This window comes from Streptomyces sp. 2-1 (genome assembly GCF_048564895.1).
GTDB classification, from domain to species: Bacteria; Actinomycetota; Actinomycetes; order Streptomycetales; family Streptomycetaceae; genus Streptomyces; species Streptomyces phaeochromogenes.
Window position 1 is genome coordinate 3,085,773 of sequence record NZ_CP183383.1, and the last position, 15,371, is coordinate 3,101,143.

General features: G+C 70.7%; 10 protein-coding genes. 1 reads left to right on the forward strand and 9 read right to left on the reverse strand.

The annotated features are described in order from the left end of the window. Positions 1 to 26 precede the first annotated feature (26 nt). The 7 genes from gap to ACN20J_RS13635 all read right to left on the reverse strand — a co-directional run bounded on the left by gap (position 27) and on the right by ACN20J_RS13635 (position 10,480). The gene (gene gap / locus ACN20J_RS13605; protein WP_055615081.1) at positions 27 to 1,037 is read right to left on the reverse strand and encodes a type I glyceraldehyde-3-phosphate dehydrogenase; all 1,011 of its coding nucleotides are present in this window, start codon (positions 1,035 to 1,037) and stop codon (positions 27 to 29) included. 190 nt (positions 1,038 to 1,227) lie between these two features. Beyond that, positions 1,228 to 4,182, reverse strand: coding sequence for a M14 family zinc carboxypeptidase (locus tag ACN20J_RS13610; RefSeq protein ID WP_419665964.1), 2,955 nt, complete (start codon positions 4,180 to 4,182; stop codon positions 1,228 to 1,230). A 335-nt stretch (positions 4,183 to 4,517) separates the two neighbouring features. After that, positions 4,518 to 5,507, reverse strand: coding sequence for a DNA-binding protein WhiA (gene whiA, locus ACN20J_RS13615; protein ID WP_055615083.1), 990 nt, complete (start codon positions 5,505 to 5,507; stop codon positions 4,518 to 4,520). After that, entirely contained in the window at positions 5,498 to 6,565 is a 1,068-nt protein-coding gene (locus ACN20J_RS13620) for a gluconeogenesis factor YvcK family protein (protein ID WP_419665965.1), read from the reverse strand. Before ACN20J_RS13620 ends, whiA begins: the two co-directional genes overlap by 10 nt. Next, the gene (rapZ, locus tag ACN20J_RS13625; protein ID WP_189840465.1) at positions 6,562 to 7,668 is read right to left on the reverse strand and encodes an RNase adapter RapZ; all 1,107 of its coding nucleotides are present in this window, start codon (positions 7,666 to 7,668) and stop codon (positions 6,562 to 6,564) included. The genes ACN20J_RS13620 and rapZ overlap by 4 nt, the downstream gene beginning before the upstream one ends. Next, entirely contained in the window at positions 7,665 to 9,746 is a 2,082-nt protein-coding gene (gene uvrC, locus ACN20J_RS13630; protein ID WP_419665966.1) for an excinuclease ABC subunit UvrC, read from the reverse strand. Before uvrC ends, rapZ begins: the two co-directional genes overlap by 4 nt. Positions 9,747 to 9,808: 62 nt before the next feature. Further along, positions 9,809 to 10,480, reverse strand: coding sequence for a response regulator (locus ACN20J_RS13635; RefSeq protein ID WP_190230264.1), 672 nt, complete (start codon positions 10,478 to 10,480; stop codon positions 9,809 to 9,811). A 244-nt stretch (positions 10,481 to 10,724) separates the two neighbouring features. On the opposite strand from ACN20J_RS13635, the gene ACN20J_RS13640 reads away from it, so the two are divergent. Beyond that, on the forward strand, positions 10,725 to 10,916 hold the full coding sequence (locus ACN20J_RS13640; RefSeq protein ID WP_189840654.1) for a hypothetical protein: 192 nt from the start codon (positions 10,725 to 10,727) through the stop codon (positions 10,914 to 10,916). Positions 10,917 to 10,988: 72 nt separating this feature from the next. On the opposite strand, the gene ACN20J_RS13645 is transcribed toward ACN20J_RS13640, so the two are convergent. Both ACN20J_RS13645 and ACN20J_RS13650 read right to left on the reverse strand, forming a co-directional pair. Beyond that, on the reverse strand, positions 10,989 to 13,844 hold the full coding sequence (locus tag ACN20J_RS13645) for a PAS domain S-box protein (protein WP_419665967.1): 2,856 nt from the start codon (positions 13,842 to 13,844) through the stop codon (positions 10,989 to 10,991). Next, a complete protein-coding gene (locus tag ACN20J_RS13650; protein ID WP_419665968.1) occupies positions 13,841 to 15,229 on the reverse strand; it encodes an ABC transporter substrate-binding protein in 1,389 nt (462 codons plus the stop codon). Before ACN20J_RS13650 ends, ACN20J_RS13645 begins: the two co-directional genes overlap by 4 nt. Positions 15,230 to 15,371: the final 142 nt, after the last annotated feature.

Below are 15,371 nucleotides of genomic sequence, written 5' to 3' on the forward strand. Positions count from 1 at the left end.
CACATCGAAAGGCCTTGCTCTGGGACTTAGAGCTGGCCGCCGACGAAGACCGTGAGGTCCACGAGGCGGTTGGAGTAGCCCCACTCGTTGTCGTACCAGCCGAGGATCTTCACCGTGTTGCCCTCCTGGACCATGGTCAGGGAGGAGTCGAAGGTGCAGGAGGCCGGGTCGCTGACGATGTCCGAGGAGACGATCGGGTCCTCGGTGTACGCCAGGTAGCCCTTGAGGTCGCCGTCGTCGGAGGCCTTCTTGAACGCGGCGTTGACCTCGTCCTTGGTGACCTCGCGCTGCAGCGTCACGACCAGGTCGGTGGCCGAGCCGGTCGGGACCGGGACGCGCATCGCGATGCCGTCGAGCTTGCCCTTGAGCTGCGGGAGGACCAGCGCGGTGGCCTTCGCGGCACCCGTGGTGGTCGGGATGATGTTCTCGGCGGCGGCACGGGCGCGGCGCAGGTCCGAGTGCGGGAAGTCCAGGATGCGCTGGTCGTTCGTGTACGCGTGGACCGTCGTCATCAGGCCCTTGACGATGCCGAAGTTCTCGTCGAGAACCTTGGCCATCGGCGCCACACAGTTGGTGGTGCAGGAGGCGTTCGAGATGACGTGGTGGTTCGCCGGGTCGTACTTGTCCTGGTTGACGCCCATCACGATGGTGATGTCCTCGTCCTTGGCCGGAGCCGAGATGAGGACCTTCTTGGCGCCACCGGTGATGTGCTTCTCGGCGTCGGCCTTCTTGGTGAAGATGCCGGTCGACTCGATGACGATGTCGACGCCCAGCTCGCCCCACGGGATGTCGGCGGGGTTGCGCTCGGAGAGCACCTTGATCGTCTTGCCGTCGACGGTGATCGTGTCGGCGGTGTGCGACACCTCGGCCTTGAGTCGGCCCAGGATGGTGTCGTACTTCAGCAGGTGAGCGGTGGTCGCGGTGTCACCCAGGTCGTTGACAGCCACGATCTCGATGTCTGCACCCTGCTCCAGCAGCGCGCGGAAGTAGTTACGACCGATGCGGCCAAAGCCGTTGATGCCTACGCGGATCGTCACGAACCGATCTCCTCGTTAGGAACGCCGGCTTTGGACGCCGGCGAGTTTGTATGGGATGTCCCCGACCGCCTACGACCCTACCTCCCTGACGCTCCCGGAGTGACATCGAGTGCCGCATACACGGCAGGGCGGTCCGTACCCACCAGTAGGGGTACGGACCGCCCGGGCTTGACGCCCTTGTTCGCCCTTGTCAGCTGCGCAGAGCCGCCAGGGCCTTGCCGAGCAGGGCCGTCCGGTCGGCCGCCGCGGTGACGTGCTCGAGGCCGAAGCCGAGGAGCACGGTGTCACGCGTGGTGACCGCTCCGTACGTCTTGAAGAGTTCGCCCGACAGGCCCCAGTCGTTCACGACCGCGGGGCTGCCCGCGGGCGGCCCCGGGACGCTCCAGGCGCCGAGCGACGTCTCGAAGCCGTCGGTCTGGCCGGCCGTGCCGCCGATGACGACGGAGGCGTTGTCGGCGAGCACACCGTGGCCGCCCGATCCCGGGTCGGTGATGTAGCTCAGCGACACCTCCACCGTCTTTCCGGCGTACGCGGAGAGATCGAAGTTGACCTCCTGCCAGCCGTCGGAGGCCCCGGTGAAGCTGTTCCAGGAGCCGCTCGTGCCGGTCGCGGTGCAGCCGGCGGAGCCCGGGGTCAGATAGCGCTTGAGGGCGGGGTGCGCCTGGATGAAGTACCCGGCCTCGCACTCCACGGGAACCGCGGTGCTGGTGGCGCCGCCCTTCTCGGGGAGGGTCGTCCAGTCGTCGGCCCCGGCCGTGTGCGCTTCGAGCGCCGCGTGGTCGTAGCCGGCCTCGGTGTCCCACAGGAGCTGCGTGCGCAGGGTGGGTGCCTGGGCCGCGGTGACCCCGGTGAGGTCGATGGTGCGGGTGAGACGGTTCCAGGCGTAGTCGGAGTGCGTGACCGCCGCCATGGAGGCGCCCTCGAAGGGACCGTAGGGGTTGACGGTCCCCGGGTACGCTCCCGCTCCCGCGCTCGCGAACTGCGGGAACGTCTCGACCGGAAGCGTGTCCGAGGTGACGCTGTAGGCGCCCGCCGCGTTCAGCGGGTTGCCCGGTGCGCCGCCGAGCGCTCCGGTGGCTCCGGCGAGCTTGCCCGAGCCGGTGAAGGACGTGACGCCCGGCGTCGTCGTACGGGAGTAGGCGCCGAGGTAGTACTGGCTGAAGTCGTTCGTCAGGGCGCCCGGCAGTGCGACGTTGCCGCCCGCCTGTTCGCCCGCCTCGATCAGCTTGCCGCCCTCGTTGAGGTAGGCGCGCAGCTGCAGCTGGGTGGCGTAGCCGGGGCGGTCGGCGCCCGTGTAGTGGACGACGGTCTTGAAGTGACCGAGGACGCCGAGCGCGTCCGGCACGCCCTGGGTGGCGACGTCCCAGACGAGGGCCTTGCGGCCGTTGGCCTTCAGGGCGTCGACGTAGGTCTGTGCCTGTGTCGCTGCGGCGGCACCCTCCTCGGCGACCACCAGCGTGTCGGCGCGCGGCCGCTGGGCCACGGTGTAGGTGAAGCGCTCACTGGCGGTGGGCTTCCCGCTCTTCGTCTCGCCGGTGAACCAGACCTCGACCTTGTCGCCGGGGTCGCCGTCCGCCACGAAGGCGCGGTACTCGTCGAAGTAGAGGTTGTCCTCGCCGCCGAAGGTCTCGCCGCCCTTCCAGGGCTTGAGCGCCATGTCCTCCGTACGGCCGCCGTTGACGCGGTACCTGAGCTCCTTGTCGCGTACGGACTTACGGGCGACGACCGTGATCTCCTGGTCGGCGCCGCGGGAGTACGACGTGGTGAAGGGGGCCGGGGTGAAGTCGGGGGCGTCGATGCCGACCGAGGACTTCGGCTGGTCGGGCTTGGCGGCGCTCTCGGCGACGGAGAGCGCGAAGGGGATGTTCTTGGCGAACTCCTGCTGGATCAGCTTCTCGTCGTCCGGGAAGGTGAAGATCGACTCGCAGTCCACCGCGTTCCAGGCGTCGTTCGGGTCGACGTTCGACGCGGTCTGGCAGGTCGACATCTCGGGGGTGAACATCGCCGTGCCGTTGACGTTGGACGCGTGGCCGTCGGCCTCGCCGTTGGTCGTGTAGAGCTCGGAGGAGACCTGCGGGCGGTAGCCGGGGATCGCCGGGTTCTCGGGGGTTCCTGCGAGCGACTTGTAGAGCACGTCGTCCGGGCTCGGCGTCGCCACCTGCCAGCCGACTCCGTAGAGGATCAGTTCGGCGGCGGAGTGGTAGTTGATGCCGTAGTCGAAGCCGATGCGCTTCTCGAAGGCGTCCAGCGCCTTGGTCTCGGGCTCGGAGCCGGGGCTCGCGCCGCGGTAGGTCTGGCTGGTCGGGTACGGCGACGAACCCTCGTCGTCGTAGCCCCACTTGTAGGAGAAGTTGCGGTTGAGGTCGACGCCGTCACCGGTGGTCCAGGCGCCGTCGCCGTTGACGTCGCGCATGTTCTTGCGCCACTGGCGGTCGCCCTCGGCCTTGAACGTCCAGTCGTAGCCGTCCGGGTTGGCGGACAGGACGAACCACAGCTCGGTGGAGTTCACGAGCTTGGTGACCCGCTGGTCCTTGCCGTAGTTGTCCAGGTAGTAGTGCATCAGACGCCGGGTCATCTCCGGCGTGATCCACTCACGCGCGTGCTGGTTGGACATGTACAGCATGGAGGGCTTGGCGCCGTCCTTGGTCTGCTTGGCGCCCTTGCTGAGCTTGAGGGCCAGGATGTCCTGCCCCTGGAGGGTCTTGCCGATGGAGACGACCTTGGTCAGGGACGGGTTCTGCTGCCCGGTCCTGAGGATCTCCTCCTGGAGGTTGCCCTTGCCGCTGTAGGGCCGGTAGACGCCGTCCCCCGCGGCGGCCACGCGCGCGCGTGCCTTGGCCGAGAGCTTGTGCTCGGCGAGGTCGACGCCCTTCTTCTCCAGCTGGTCGGCCTGCTTGTCGGTGAGGTAGACCTCGACCGTGGCCGTGCCCTTGTTCGGGACCTGTTCGCCCAGTTCGTGACTGTCCTGGCCCGCCGCGAGGAGCAGGGGTACCTGTTCCTTCGTGACGTCCGCGCGGAACACCTTGACCTCGTCCGCGCCCGGAGCGGTCGTCGCGCCGGGTTCTGCCTGTGCCATGGGTGCGATGGCCACTCCGCCGAGCAGGAGTGCGCCGGCAGCGAGGATCGATCTCGCTCTTCGTCTCATGAGCCCCCCTTGCAGTTGTCCGCCACAGCAGCGAACAGATGCCAGGCTCATGACACTTCATGGTCAAGTCAAGAGCGCATCGACGACAGCGAAACGCCGGTGCGGTTGCCCCAAATGGGCGCACGCACCGGCGTGTTGAGGATCGGGGCGGCTTCCCCGGCATCGGCGGGGCACCGGGAACGGTCCGCGGACCGGCCCGGGGAGCCGCGGCGCGCCACGGCGGCGGCGATTTCCGTGGCTCGGCCCGCGACCTTCTCCGTGACTCGACCGACGACGACCTCCGTGGTTAGACCCGCGGCGACCTCCGTGGCTCGACCCGCGACGACCTCCGTGGTTCAGCCCGCGAGGTTGTCGGCCATCTCCTCGGTGAGCGTGGACTCCGTGCCCGGGATGCCGAGGTCCTGGGCCCGCTTGTCGGCCATGGCGAGCAGCCGGCGGATACGGCCCGCGACGGCGTCCTTGGTCAGCGGCGGGTCGGCGAGCGCGCCCAGCTCCTCCAGGGAGGCCTGCTTGTGCTCCATGCGCAGCCGTCCGGCGGCCGCGAGGTGCTCCGGGACCTCCTCGCCGAGGATCTCCAGGGCGCGCCCGACGCGGGCCCCGGCGGCGACGGCCGCGCGGGCCGAGCGGCGCAGGTTGGCGTCGTCGAAGTTGGCGAGCCGGTTGGCGGTGGCGCGGACCTCGCGGCGCATCCGCCGCTCCTCCCAGGCCAGCACGGACTCGTGGGCACCGAGGCGGGTGAGCAGGGCGCCGATGGCGTCCCCGTCCCGGACGACGACCCGGTCCACGCCCCGTACCTCGCGGGCCTTCGCGGCGATCGAGAGGCGGCGGGCCGCGCCGACCAGCGCGAGCGCGGCCTCCGGGCCCGGGCAGGTCACCTCCAGGGAGGACGAGCGGCCGGGCTCGGTGAGCGAGCCGTGCGCCAGGAAGGCCCCGCGCCAGGCGGCCTCGGCGTCGCAGGTGGCCCCCGAGACCACCTGCGGCGGCAGACCCCGGATCGGGCGGCCCCGGCCGTCCACGAGCCCCGTCTGGCGGGCCAGCTGGTCACCGCCGGCAACCACCCGTACGACGTAACGGGAGCCGCGGCGCAGACCGCCCGGAGCCATCACGATCAGCTCGGAGCTGTGGCCGAAGATCTCCAGGATGTCCCGCTTCAGCCGGCGCGCCGCCATCGCCGTGTCCAGCTCCGCCTCGATCACGATGCGGCCGCTCACCAGGTGAAGGCCGCCCGCGAACCGCAGAATGGCGGAGACCTCCGCCTTTCTGCAGCAGGTCCGGGTGACGGGAAGCCGGGAAATCTCGTCCTTCACCGCTGCCGTCATCGCCATGGGCCGATCCTTCCATGCATCCGAAAAATACGGTCGTACGCGGCGGCCAACAGCTCCGGATCGTGCCTCGGAGACCCATCGGTCCGGGCCACGGGCGCCAGCTCGACCGCGGCGCCGAACCGCTTGGCGGCATCGGTCAGTAAATCGCGGTCGGGCACGGCGGCCTCGTCGGCCAGCACCACGTCCAGGGCGAGTTTAGGGGCGTGTCGTCCCAAAACCTCCAAATGACGCTGCGGGGAGAAGCCATCGGTTTCTCCGGGCTGCGGAGCGAGATTGAGGGAGAGGACCCGGCGGGCCTTCGTCTCGGTGAGCGCGTCGAGCAGCTCGGGCACCAGCAGATGCGGGATCACCGAGGAGAACCAGGAGCCGGGGCCGAGGACCACCCAGTCCGCGTCGAGGACCGCCGCGACGGCCTCGGGGACGGCGGGCGGGTCGTGCGGCACGACGTGCACGGACTGCACCTCGCCGGGCGTGAGCGCCACGGTCGCCTGGCCGCGGACGGTGTCGATGTCCTCGGGCCGCTCCGGGTCGTGGCCCTTGACGAGCGCCTGGAGCTCCAGGGGCACGGCGGACATCGGCAGCACCCTGCCGTGCGCGCCCAGCAGCCTGCCGACCAGGTCGAGGGCCTGGACGTGGTCGCCGAGCTGCTCCCAGAGGGCGACGATCAGCAGGTTGCCGACCGCGTGCTCGTGCAGCTCGCCCTTGGACTGGAAGCGGTGCTGGATGACACGCGCCCAGGTCTGGCCCCAGTCGTCGTCGCCGCACAGCGCGGCCAGGGCCTTGCGCAGGTCGCCGGGCGGGAGCACGCCCAGCTCGTCGCGCAGCCGGCCACTGGAGCCGCCGTCGTCGGCGACCGTGACGACCGCGGTGAGGTCGCCGGTGATGCGGCGCAGCGCGGCCAGCGAGGCGGACAGGCCCATGCCGCCGCCGAGCGCGACGACCTTGGGCTGGGCGCCGCGGCGGCGCGGCTTGGCGCCACGGCCCTCGACGGGCCTGCCCCCGCGTGTCTCGGGGGCCATCCGCCGCAGTCTGCTCAGCCGCGGACTACGTCCGGTCATTCTCGGCCCATGTCCCGGTGGACGACGACCGTCTCCACTCCCTCGGACACCAGACGGGCGGCGAGCTTCTCCGACATGGCGACGGAGCGGTGCTTGCCGCCGGTGCAGCCGACCGCGATGGTCACGTATCGCTTGCCCTCGCGGCGGTAGCCGGTCTGGATGAGCCGCAGCAGCTCGGCGTACCGGTCGAGGAACTCCTTGGCGCCGGGCTGGTTGAAGACGTACGCGGCCACCTCCTCGTTCAGGCCGGTGTACTGGCGCAGCTCCGGGACCCAGTGCGGGTTGGGCAGGAACCGCATGTCCACGACCAGGTCGGCGTCGACCGGCAGGCCGTACTTGAAGCCGAAGGACATGACGGTGGCCCGCAGCTCGGGCTCCTCCTCGCCCGCGAACTGGGCGTCCATCTTGGCGCGCAGCTCGTGCACGTTCAGGCTGGAGGTGTCGATCACCAGGTCCGCGTCGCCGCGCAGCTCGCGCAGCAGCTCGCGCTCGGCGGCGATGCCGTCGACGATGCGGCCGTCGCCCTGGAGGGGGTGCGGGCGCCGCACTCCCTCGAAGCGGCGCACCAAGGCGTCGTCCGAGGACTCCAGGAAGACGATGCGCCGGGTGACGTGCTTGGTCTCCAGGTCCGCGAGGGACTCGCGCAGGTTGTCGAAGAATCGCCGTCCGCGGACGTCGACGACGACCGCGATCCGTGCCACGTTCCCCTGCGAGCGGGCGCCGAGCTCCACCATGGTGGGGATCAGCGCGGGCGGCAGGTTGTCGACGACGAACCAGCCGAGGTCCTCCAGACACTTGGCGGCGGTGGACCGGCCCGCGCCCGACATCCCGGAGATGATCACCAGCTCCGGAATGGCCGCCTCGGGGACGCCGGCCGTCTCGATGGTCGTGCCCGTGTTCACTTCCGCTCCGTCTTTCTGTGCCGCTTCGTCGGCTTCCTGACCGGCTGCGTCGCCGGCCGCTTCTCGTTGCGTCCGATCCTCGCCTGCTTCGCTGTGCGATGCCTCTGTTTCGGCCGTGTGCGGTTCCCCGGTTCCGGCCGCGGGCGGTTCGGTCTCCGCCGTGCGCCCTGCCGAGGGTTCTTCCTGCTCGTGCTCGGTCATCTCTCCTGCCCCCGTCGTTCGTCCGAGGAGCCCGCGGACACGGGCTCCCCCGCGGAACCCGCCGTCGTTTCGGATTCCGCGTCTGTCGCGTCTGTCGCGTCCGTCGCGTCTGTCGCGTATTCCTCGTCTTCCATGATCTCTCCAGTCGCGGTGTTCACGGCGGGTGCCGCCGGGGCCGCCTGGGCGAGGGCCACGGTGATCGCCTCGGCCGTCTTGCGGCCTATGCCGGGAACCTCGCAGATCTGGTCGATCGTCGCGGATCGCAGCTTCTTCACCGAGCCGAAATGCTTGATCAACGCCTGTTTGCGAGTCTCACCGAGTCCCGGCACGTCGTCCAGCGGGCTCGCCCTGAACCGCCGGGCCCGCTTGGCGCGCTGGTAGGTGATCGCGAAGCGGTGCGCCTCGTCGCGCACACGCTGAAGAAGATAGAGCCCTTCACTGGTACGTGGCAGCACCACCGGGTCGTCCTCGCCGGGCACCCAGACCTCTTCGAGGCGTTTGGCCAGGCCGCACACGGCGATGTCGTCGATCCCGAGCTCGTCCAGCGCCCGCTTGGCGGCGGCGACCTGCGGCTGTCCGCCGTCGACGACGACCAGCTGCGGGGGGTACGCGAACCGCTTGGGCCGCCCGTCCTCCTCGGTGAGCCCGTTCTCGCCGTCGGCCCACTCGCCGGTCTTCTCCTTCTCGGCGAGGTACCGCCTGAAGCGGCGGGTGATCACCTCGTGCATGGACCGGACGTCGTCCTGGCCCTCGAAGCCCTTGATCTGGAAGCGGCGGTACTCGCTCTTGCGCGCCAGCCCGTCCTCGAAGACGACCATCGACGCCACGACGTCGTCGCCCTGGAGGTGCGAGATGTCGTAGCACTCGATCCGCAGCGGCGCGCTGTCCAGATCGAGGGCCTCGGCGATCTCCTCCAGGGCCCGGGAGCGGGTGGTCAGGTCGGAGGCCCGCTTGGTCTTGTGCAGGCCGAGCGCCTGGAGCGCGTTGCGCTGGACCGTCTCCATGAGGGCCTTCTTGTCGCCGCGCTGTGGGATCCGCAGCGACACGTTCGACCCGCGGCGCTCGGCGAGCCACTCCTGGACGGGCTCCACGAGCTCGGGCAGCGCCGGGACGAGCACCTCCTTCGGTACGGAGTCGCCGGTCTCCTCTCCGTAGAGCTGCTGGAGCGCGTGCTCGACCAGGTCACCCGTGGTGACGGCCTCAACCTTGTCGGTGACCCAGCCGCGCTGGCCGCGGACCCGGCCGCCGCGGACGTGGAAGATCTGCACGGCCGCTTCCAGCTCGTCCTCGGCGAGCGCGATCAGGTCGGCGTCCGTCGCGTCGGCGAGCACGACGGCGCTCTTCTCCATGGCCTTCTTGAGGGCCTCGATGTCGTCGCGCAGGCGCGCGGCCCGCTCGTACTCCATCTCCTCCGCCGCCTCCGTCATCCGGGCCTCCAGACGGCGGATGTACGTCCCCGTGCGGCCGGCCATGAAGTCGCAGAACTCCTCGGCGAGTTCGCGGTGCTCCTCGGGGGAGACCCGCTCGACGCAGGGGGCGGAGCACTTGCCGATGTAGCCGAGCAGACAGGGGCGGCCGGTGCGCGCGGCGTTCTTGAACACGCCCGCGGAGCACGTCCGTACAGGAAAGACGCGCAGGAGGAGGTCCACGGTGTCGCGGATCGCCCACGCGTGTCCGTAGGGACCGAAGTAGCGCACGCCCTTCTTCTTCTGGCCGCGCATCACCTGCACGCGCGGGAACTCTTCGTTCATGGTGACCGCGAGGTACGGATAGCTCTTGTCGTCGCGGTACTTGACGTTGAACCGGGGGTCGAACTCCTTGATCCAGGAGTACTCCAGCTGCAGCGCCTCGACCTCCGTGGACACCACCGTCCACTCCACGGACGCGGCCGTGGTGACCATCGTGCGCGTGCGCGGGTGAAGGCCGGAGAGGTCCTGGAAGTAGCTGGCCAGGCGCTGGCGCAGGCTCTTCGCCTTCCCGACGTAGATCACCCGGCGGTGCTCGTCGCGGAATTTGTAGACCCCCGGCGAGTCGGGGATCTGTCCCGGCTTGGGGCGGTAGCTGGAGGGGTCGGCCATGTCTCACACCCTACTGGCGGGGTGTGACAGCGCGACGGCCTGTCGGCTGCTGGTAGGCCTGGCTAGCGGGACTCCAGGAACGTGAGAACCGCCAGCACCCGCCGGTGATCGTCCGCGGCCTCCGGCAGGCGGAGCTTGCCGAGAATGCTGCGGACGTGCTTCTCGACCGTGCCCTCGGTCACCCACAGACGCCGCCCGATCCCGGCGTTCGAGCGGCCCTCGGCCATCAGCTCCAGAACCTCCCGCTCCCGGGTGCTGAGGAAGGACAGCGGGTCGTCGCGGCGCTGCGCCGAGACGAGCTCCCGCACCAGGGAGGGGTCGACGACCGAGCCGCCCTTGCGGATGCGGTCCAGCGCCTCGATGAACTCGTCCACGACCGTGACCCGGCTCTTCAGCAGATAGCCGATCCGCCGCCCGCTCGCGAGCAGCTCCAGCGCGTCCTCGACCTCCACGAAGGCGGACAGCACGAGGATGCCTAGGTCGGGATACCGCTCGCGGATGCCGCGGGCCGCCTTCAGCCCCTCCGTGGAGTGGGTGGGCGGCATCCTGATGTCGACGATCACCAGGTCCGGCACGTGCTCGGCGACCAGTTCCAGGAGCGCGTTCGCGTCGCCGGCCTGGCCCGCCACCTCGTAGCCGAGGCGCTCGCAGAGACTGGCCAGACCCTCTCTGAGCAGGACGTCGTCGTCGGCCAGAACGACCCTCCCGCGCGCGGGCGGCTGTGCTGCGTCCATGGTGCTCCCCGTCCGCTCGGCCGACCGGTGCGGTGCGCGTCTGCGGTACGCCTCCAACAGCCTGCCGGACATGGCCGGTTACGGCTAGCCGCAGGTGGGCAATGGTGGAGAACCGGAAGCTGTTTCGGGGGCTTGCCGTGACGACACGAAGACAGTTCGAGGGAATGCTCGTAGCAGTGCAGATGCAGGTGGGCCGCCGCCCCGGGTGAGGGGCGGCGGGCCGATGACCGAAAGGCTGCGGAAGATGCGACAGACACGGATCGAGAAGCGCCGGCGGTCGGTCCGTGTGCGGCCGTACGAGGACGAGTTCTCCCCGTACGGGGACGAGGAGCGGTACGCGGACGGCCTGCGCTCCGGCCTCGACCCCCGCGACCCCGACGTCGTACGCGCCAAGCGCCTGCGGTCGGCACCGAACGGCGGGACGCCCCGCCCCTGAGGCCGGACGGCCACCTCACCGTCCCGGCGGGCCGCGCGCTGGGCAGTCACGTGTCCGAGGGAAGGCCGCCCGTCAGTCCGCAGCGGGCCGCGGCAAGGGCAGCCGTGCGATCAGCGTGGTTCCTCTGCCCGGTGGGCTTCTGACGGTCAGTCTGCCGCCGGTCGCCTCGACCCGGTCGGTGAGTCCGATCAGCCCGGATCCGCCGCCCGGTTCGGCTCCCCCGACGCCGTCGTCGCCGATGACGACCTCCAGGACGTCCTCGTACGCCCTCGCCCGCACCTCGACCACCGTCGCGCGCGCGTGCTTGGCGGCGTTCGTGAGGCACTCGGAGGTCACGTAGTAGACGGCCACCTCGATCCGCTCCGGGAGGCGGGCCGCCGGCAGCTCCAGATCCAGCTCCACGGGCACGGCGGAACGCCTGGCCAGGGCGCGCAGGGCGGGGCCGAGGCCGCCCTTGGAGAGGATCGCCGGATGGATGCCCCGGGAGATCTGCAGCAGGTCCTCGAAGGCGTCGTCCAGGCCCTTGCCGATGTGTGCCAGCTGCTCGACGAGCTCGGCCGGCTGGTCCGCCGTCATGGACTCGGCCGTGCGCAGGTCCAACTGGAGCGAGACGAGACGCTGCTGGACGCCGTCGTGCAGATCGCGTTCGATGCGCCGCCTGGACGCGTCACCGGCGGCCACCACGCGCGCGCGTGAGGCGGCCAGTTGGGCGCGGCTGTCTGCGTTGGCGATGGCGGTGGCGATGAGCTCCGTGAAGTCGGCGAGGCGCGATTCGGTTCCCCTGGGCAGCGGTTCGGCGTGCGGGGCGGACACGACGACGGCGCCCCACAGGCGGTCGTCGACGACGATCGGCGCGCCGACGGAAGGGCCGACGCGGACCGCGCGCCCGGTCGCGGCCACCGCCCGTGCCGCCTCCTGGCCCTCCGTCGCGGCCGTACGGGCGGAGCCGAGGACGGTGGCGGCGCCGTCGGCCTCGTACCGCAGGACGGCCGCGGAGCTCGTGCTCAGCAACAGTCCCACCTCGTGGGCGACGGCCGTGAACACCTCGTGGGGCGGGACGCCGCGGGCCACCAGGGTGGCGACACTGCGCAGCGCGGCCTGTTCACGGGCGGCGCGGCGGCTCTCGGTGACGTCGCGCGCGGCCGCGTAGATGAGGCCCTCCTCGATGACGGGACGGCAGCTCCACTGGAGCCAGCAATCGGTGCCGTCGCCGCGTACATAGCGGTTCTCGAACTCGACGACCTCGGCGCCGGTCGCCAGCCGGTCGAGGATGGCCTGGACGCGGTCACGGTCCTCCTCGTGCACGAAGTCGAGGTACGGCCGGGACAGCAGGGTGCTGCCGGGGTAGCCGAGGGTTCTCTCGAAGGCCGGGTTCACGCGCTTGAAGTAGCCGTCGAGGCCGCTGATGCACAGCAGGTCCAGGGAGAGGTTGAAGATGCTCTCCAGCTCCTGTTCGGCCTTGTGGCGCCGTCCGTGGGCGGCGGCGAAGGACGCCATGGTGGTGTTCATGCCGCGCAGCAGCTGCGCCCAGGTACCGCCGAAGGCCGCGACGTCGGCCCGGTGTCCGAGCCGGTTGTCGTCGATCGCCGTGTTCATGGTGCGGATCTCGCCGGCGAACCGCTCGCTGGTCACGTGGAGTTCGCGAAAGGTGTCGGCCACGTCACCGATCTCGTCGCGTCCCGTGTAGCGGATGTCGTACGACAGGTCGCCGTCGGCGAGCGCCCTGGCGCCCTCGGACACCTCGGTGAGGGGGCGGTTGATCGAGCGGCGCAGGGCCAGCGCGAGGACGGTGACGGCGAGAAGGACCACTACGGAGAGGCCCAGTTCGCGTTCGCCGCGGTCCTTCACGGCCCGCAGATCACGGTCGGCGGCGGTCGCCAGCTCGTCCTCGGCGGCGTCCGCGATCGCGCGCAGGGCGGTGAGGCGGCCGGTGGAGGCCGCCAACCAGTTGCCCAGGGAGGGCAGTTTCGCGGTGTCGCCAGCGGCGAGGGCCTCGCGCGTGGCCCGGACCGTACGGCCCGCGGGCTGGAGCAGCACGCCCGACAGCCGCACCTTGAGCCGTCCCGACACGTTCTGCCGGAAGGTGTCGAGCTGGGCCGCCTCCAGTGCCTGCCAGGGGTCGCCGGTGGTAACGGGGGTGTTCCCGGGGCCCGTCGCGAACAGGACGGCCAGGTCGGCGCGTTCGCGTTCGGCGGCCTCGATGGCCTCCAGTGCGGCCAGAAAGCCGTCCGCGGCACGGCCGGAGGCCCGTGAGGGGCGGCCCGAGTCGAGCTGGTGGACGGTGTTGAGCAGGTCGTTCATGAGGCTCGCGTAGGTCTGCTCGGTCTCCGTCGCGGTGAACGAGCCGCTGCCCGCCTCCACCCGGGTCGCGAAGAGCTGCCGCCCCTTCGCGTCGAGCTGTCCGAGGACGTCCGGCTGCCCGGTGCCGTCCGCGGCGCCGTCCCGCGCGGCGGTCAGCGCCCGGTCCGTGGCGCGCCTGGCCGCGTCCCGTTCGGCCGTCACTCCCTGCCGGTCCGGGTCCGCCGCCACGAGGACCTCGGCGAGGCGCTCGCGTGCCAGGGTCTCGGTGAGCGAGGTCAGGGCGAAGGAGACGCGCGTGGCGGTCCTGAAGTCCCGCAGGGTGCGCGCCTCGCGCCAGTCGGTCACGGCCGAGAAGACCGTGAAGGCCATGAGCCCGGAGACCGGCAGCAGCACCAGCAGCATGAGCTTGGTGCCGACGCGCAGGCGGGCGAGCAGCGGGGTCCCCGAGCGCGGGCGGCCGGTTCCCCCGGGCTGTCCGGCCGGTCCGGACCGTCCGCCCCGGCCGGGTCTCCGCAGGCGGACGGGGCCGCGTGCGCCGACTGCTCTCCGTACGATGCCCGGCTGCCTGCGTTCCGCGTCCCCGGGCTCGCGTATACCGCCCGGAGTACGTCGTCCGCCGGATCTCATGGCCCGGCCGACGGGTAGCCCTGGTGGTCGGCCAGGTCCTTGTCGATCCGGCGGACCGCCTTGTCCAGGGCGGCCTTCACCGGGGCACGGTCGAGCATGATCTCCGCGAAGGCCCGCGAGAAGGCGCCGCTGACCGCCGGATAGGCCGGGGTCTGCGACCGGGGCCGCGCGACTCCACTCTTCAGCTGCTCGATGAACAGGCGCTCGGCACCGCCCTCGGCGAACCTCGGCGAGAGCTCGACGGCGCTGTCCGTCGCGGGGACCGCCCCGTTGGCCCGGCTCATGCGCAGGACCTCCCGGGGCTTCAGGAGGTGGGCCAGGAACCGCCAGACCGCGTCCCCGTCGACGGCGCCCGCGGTGACGCCCCACTGCCAGGAGCCCATCCCGGTGACGGTTCCCTTGCCGAAGTCGGGCAGCGGAACGATCTTCACGTCGTCCGGGAACGCCTTGCTGAACTCGGGGTACGTCCAGTGCCCCACCCAGGAGATGGGGCTGCGTCCCCCGGTGAAGGCCTTGTCGTCCTTGTTCGGGTCGACAAGACCCTCCTTGACCCAGTTCTGGAGGGTGGTCATCGCCCCGACCGCCTCGGGCCCGTTGAGGAAACCTTCCGCCGTCCGCAGGTCCTTGGGGTCGATGAGGTCGCCGCCTGCCGACCAGACCGCGGGCGCGAACCCGTACGTGTTCCACTCCTGGCCCGAGAGCGCGTAGTTGAGGCGCAGGTCGAGGGGCTTTTCGTAGCCCTCCTTGCGCAGCTTCCGCAGGACGCCGGTCAGTTCGGTGGCCGTCCAGGCGTCGTCCGGGCCGCTCGGGACACGGACCCCGGCCTTCTTCAGGACGGAGGGGCGTACGTAGAGGCCGAGCCCGGAGTCGAAGGTGCCGACGCCCCACAACCGGCCCTCATAGGTGCCCTGTTTGCGGATCGAGGGCAGGAGATCGGCCTTCACCGCCTCGGGCACACAGGAGTCGATCGGCTTGAGCTTGCCCGACCAGGCGTAGTTGTAGAGGTTCGGGCCGTCGAAGTCGAGCAGGTCGGGCAGTTCGCCGCTGGCGGCCGCGGAGACGACGAGTTCACCGTAGGGGCGCTCTTCGGGGAGCGTGATCAACTCGACCCGTACGTCCTTCTGTTCGGCGTTGAAGTCCTCGACCTGGCCGCGCAGTGTGTCGAGCTCTCCGCTCGGTCCCGCGTGGAACCACACGGTGATGTCGGTGGTGCCTTCGAGTCTGCCGTCGCACGTGGTGTCGCCGCCGCGCTTCGCGGAGCGCTCGCCCCCGCCACCGCGCGGTCCCCCGTCGCAGCCGGCGACGACCAGGGCGGCGGACAGCGCTCCCGCGAGGACCACGCGGCGCGTCCGGTGCGTCCCGGCTTTCCTGTTGAGCTTTCTCATCGCGCATCCCCACCAGACCGACAGGACACGGTCACCCCAGGGCAGCGACATGCTACCGCGCGTCACCCGTCACTGCGCTCCGTAAGCACGAACGAAGTTCTCCGGCATGGGACTTCAGCACTTTCCGGCTAGCCGGAAAGCC

Coding starts and splice junctions, on each gene's coding strand:
- ACN20J_RS13610 (WP_419665964.1), bottom strand. CDS start 4,182: ATGAGACGAAGAGCGAGATCGATCCTCGCTGCCGGCGCACTCCTGCTC.
- whiA (WP_055615083.1), bottom strand. CDS start 5,507: ATGGCGATGACGGCAGCGGTGAAGGACGAGATTTCCCGGCTTCCCGTC.
- ACN20J_RS13620 (WP_419665965.1), bottom strand. CDS start 6,565: ATGACCGGACGTAGTCCGCGGCTGAGCAGACTGCGGCGGATGGCCCCC.
- rapZ (WP_189840465.1), bottom strand. CDS start 7,668: ATGACCGAGCACGAGCAGGAAGAACCCTCGGCAGGGCGCACGGCGGAG.
- uvrC (WP_419665966.1), bottom strand. CDS start 9,746: ATGGCCGACCCCTCCAGCTACCGCCCCAAGCCGGGACAGATCCCCGAC.
- ACN20J_RS13635 (WP_190230264.1), bottom strand. CDS start 10,480: ATGGACGCAGCACAGCCGCCCGCGCGCGGGAGGGTCGTTCTGGCCGAC.
- ACN20J_RS13640 (WP_189840654.1), top strand. CDS start 10,725: ATGCGACAGACACGGATCGAGAAGCGCCGGCGGTCGGTCCGTGTGCGG.
- ACN20J_RS13645 (WP_419665967.1), bottom strand. CDS start 13,844: ATGAGATCCGGCGGACGACGTACTCCGGGCGGTATACGCGAGCCCGGG.
- ACN20J_RS13650 (WP_419665968.1), bottom strand. CDS start 15,229: ATGAGAAAGCTCAACAGGAAAGCCGGGACGCACCGGACGCGCCGCGTG.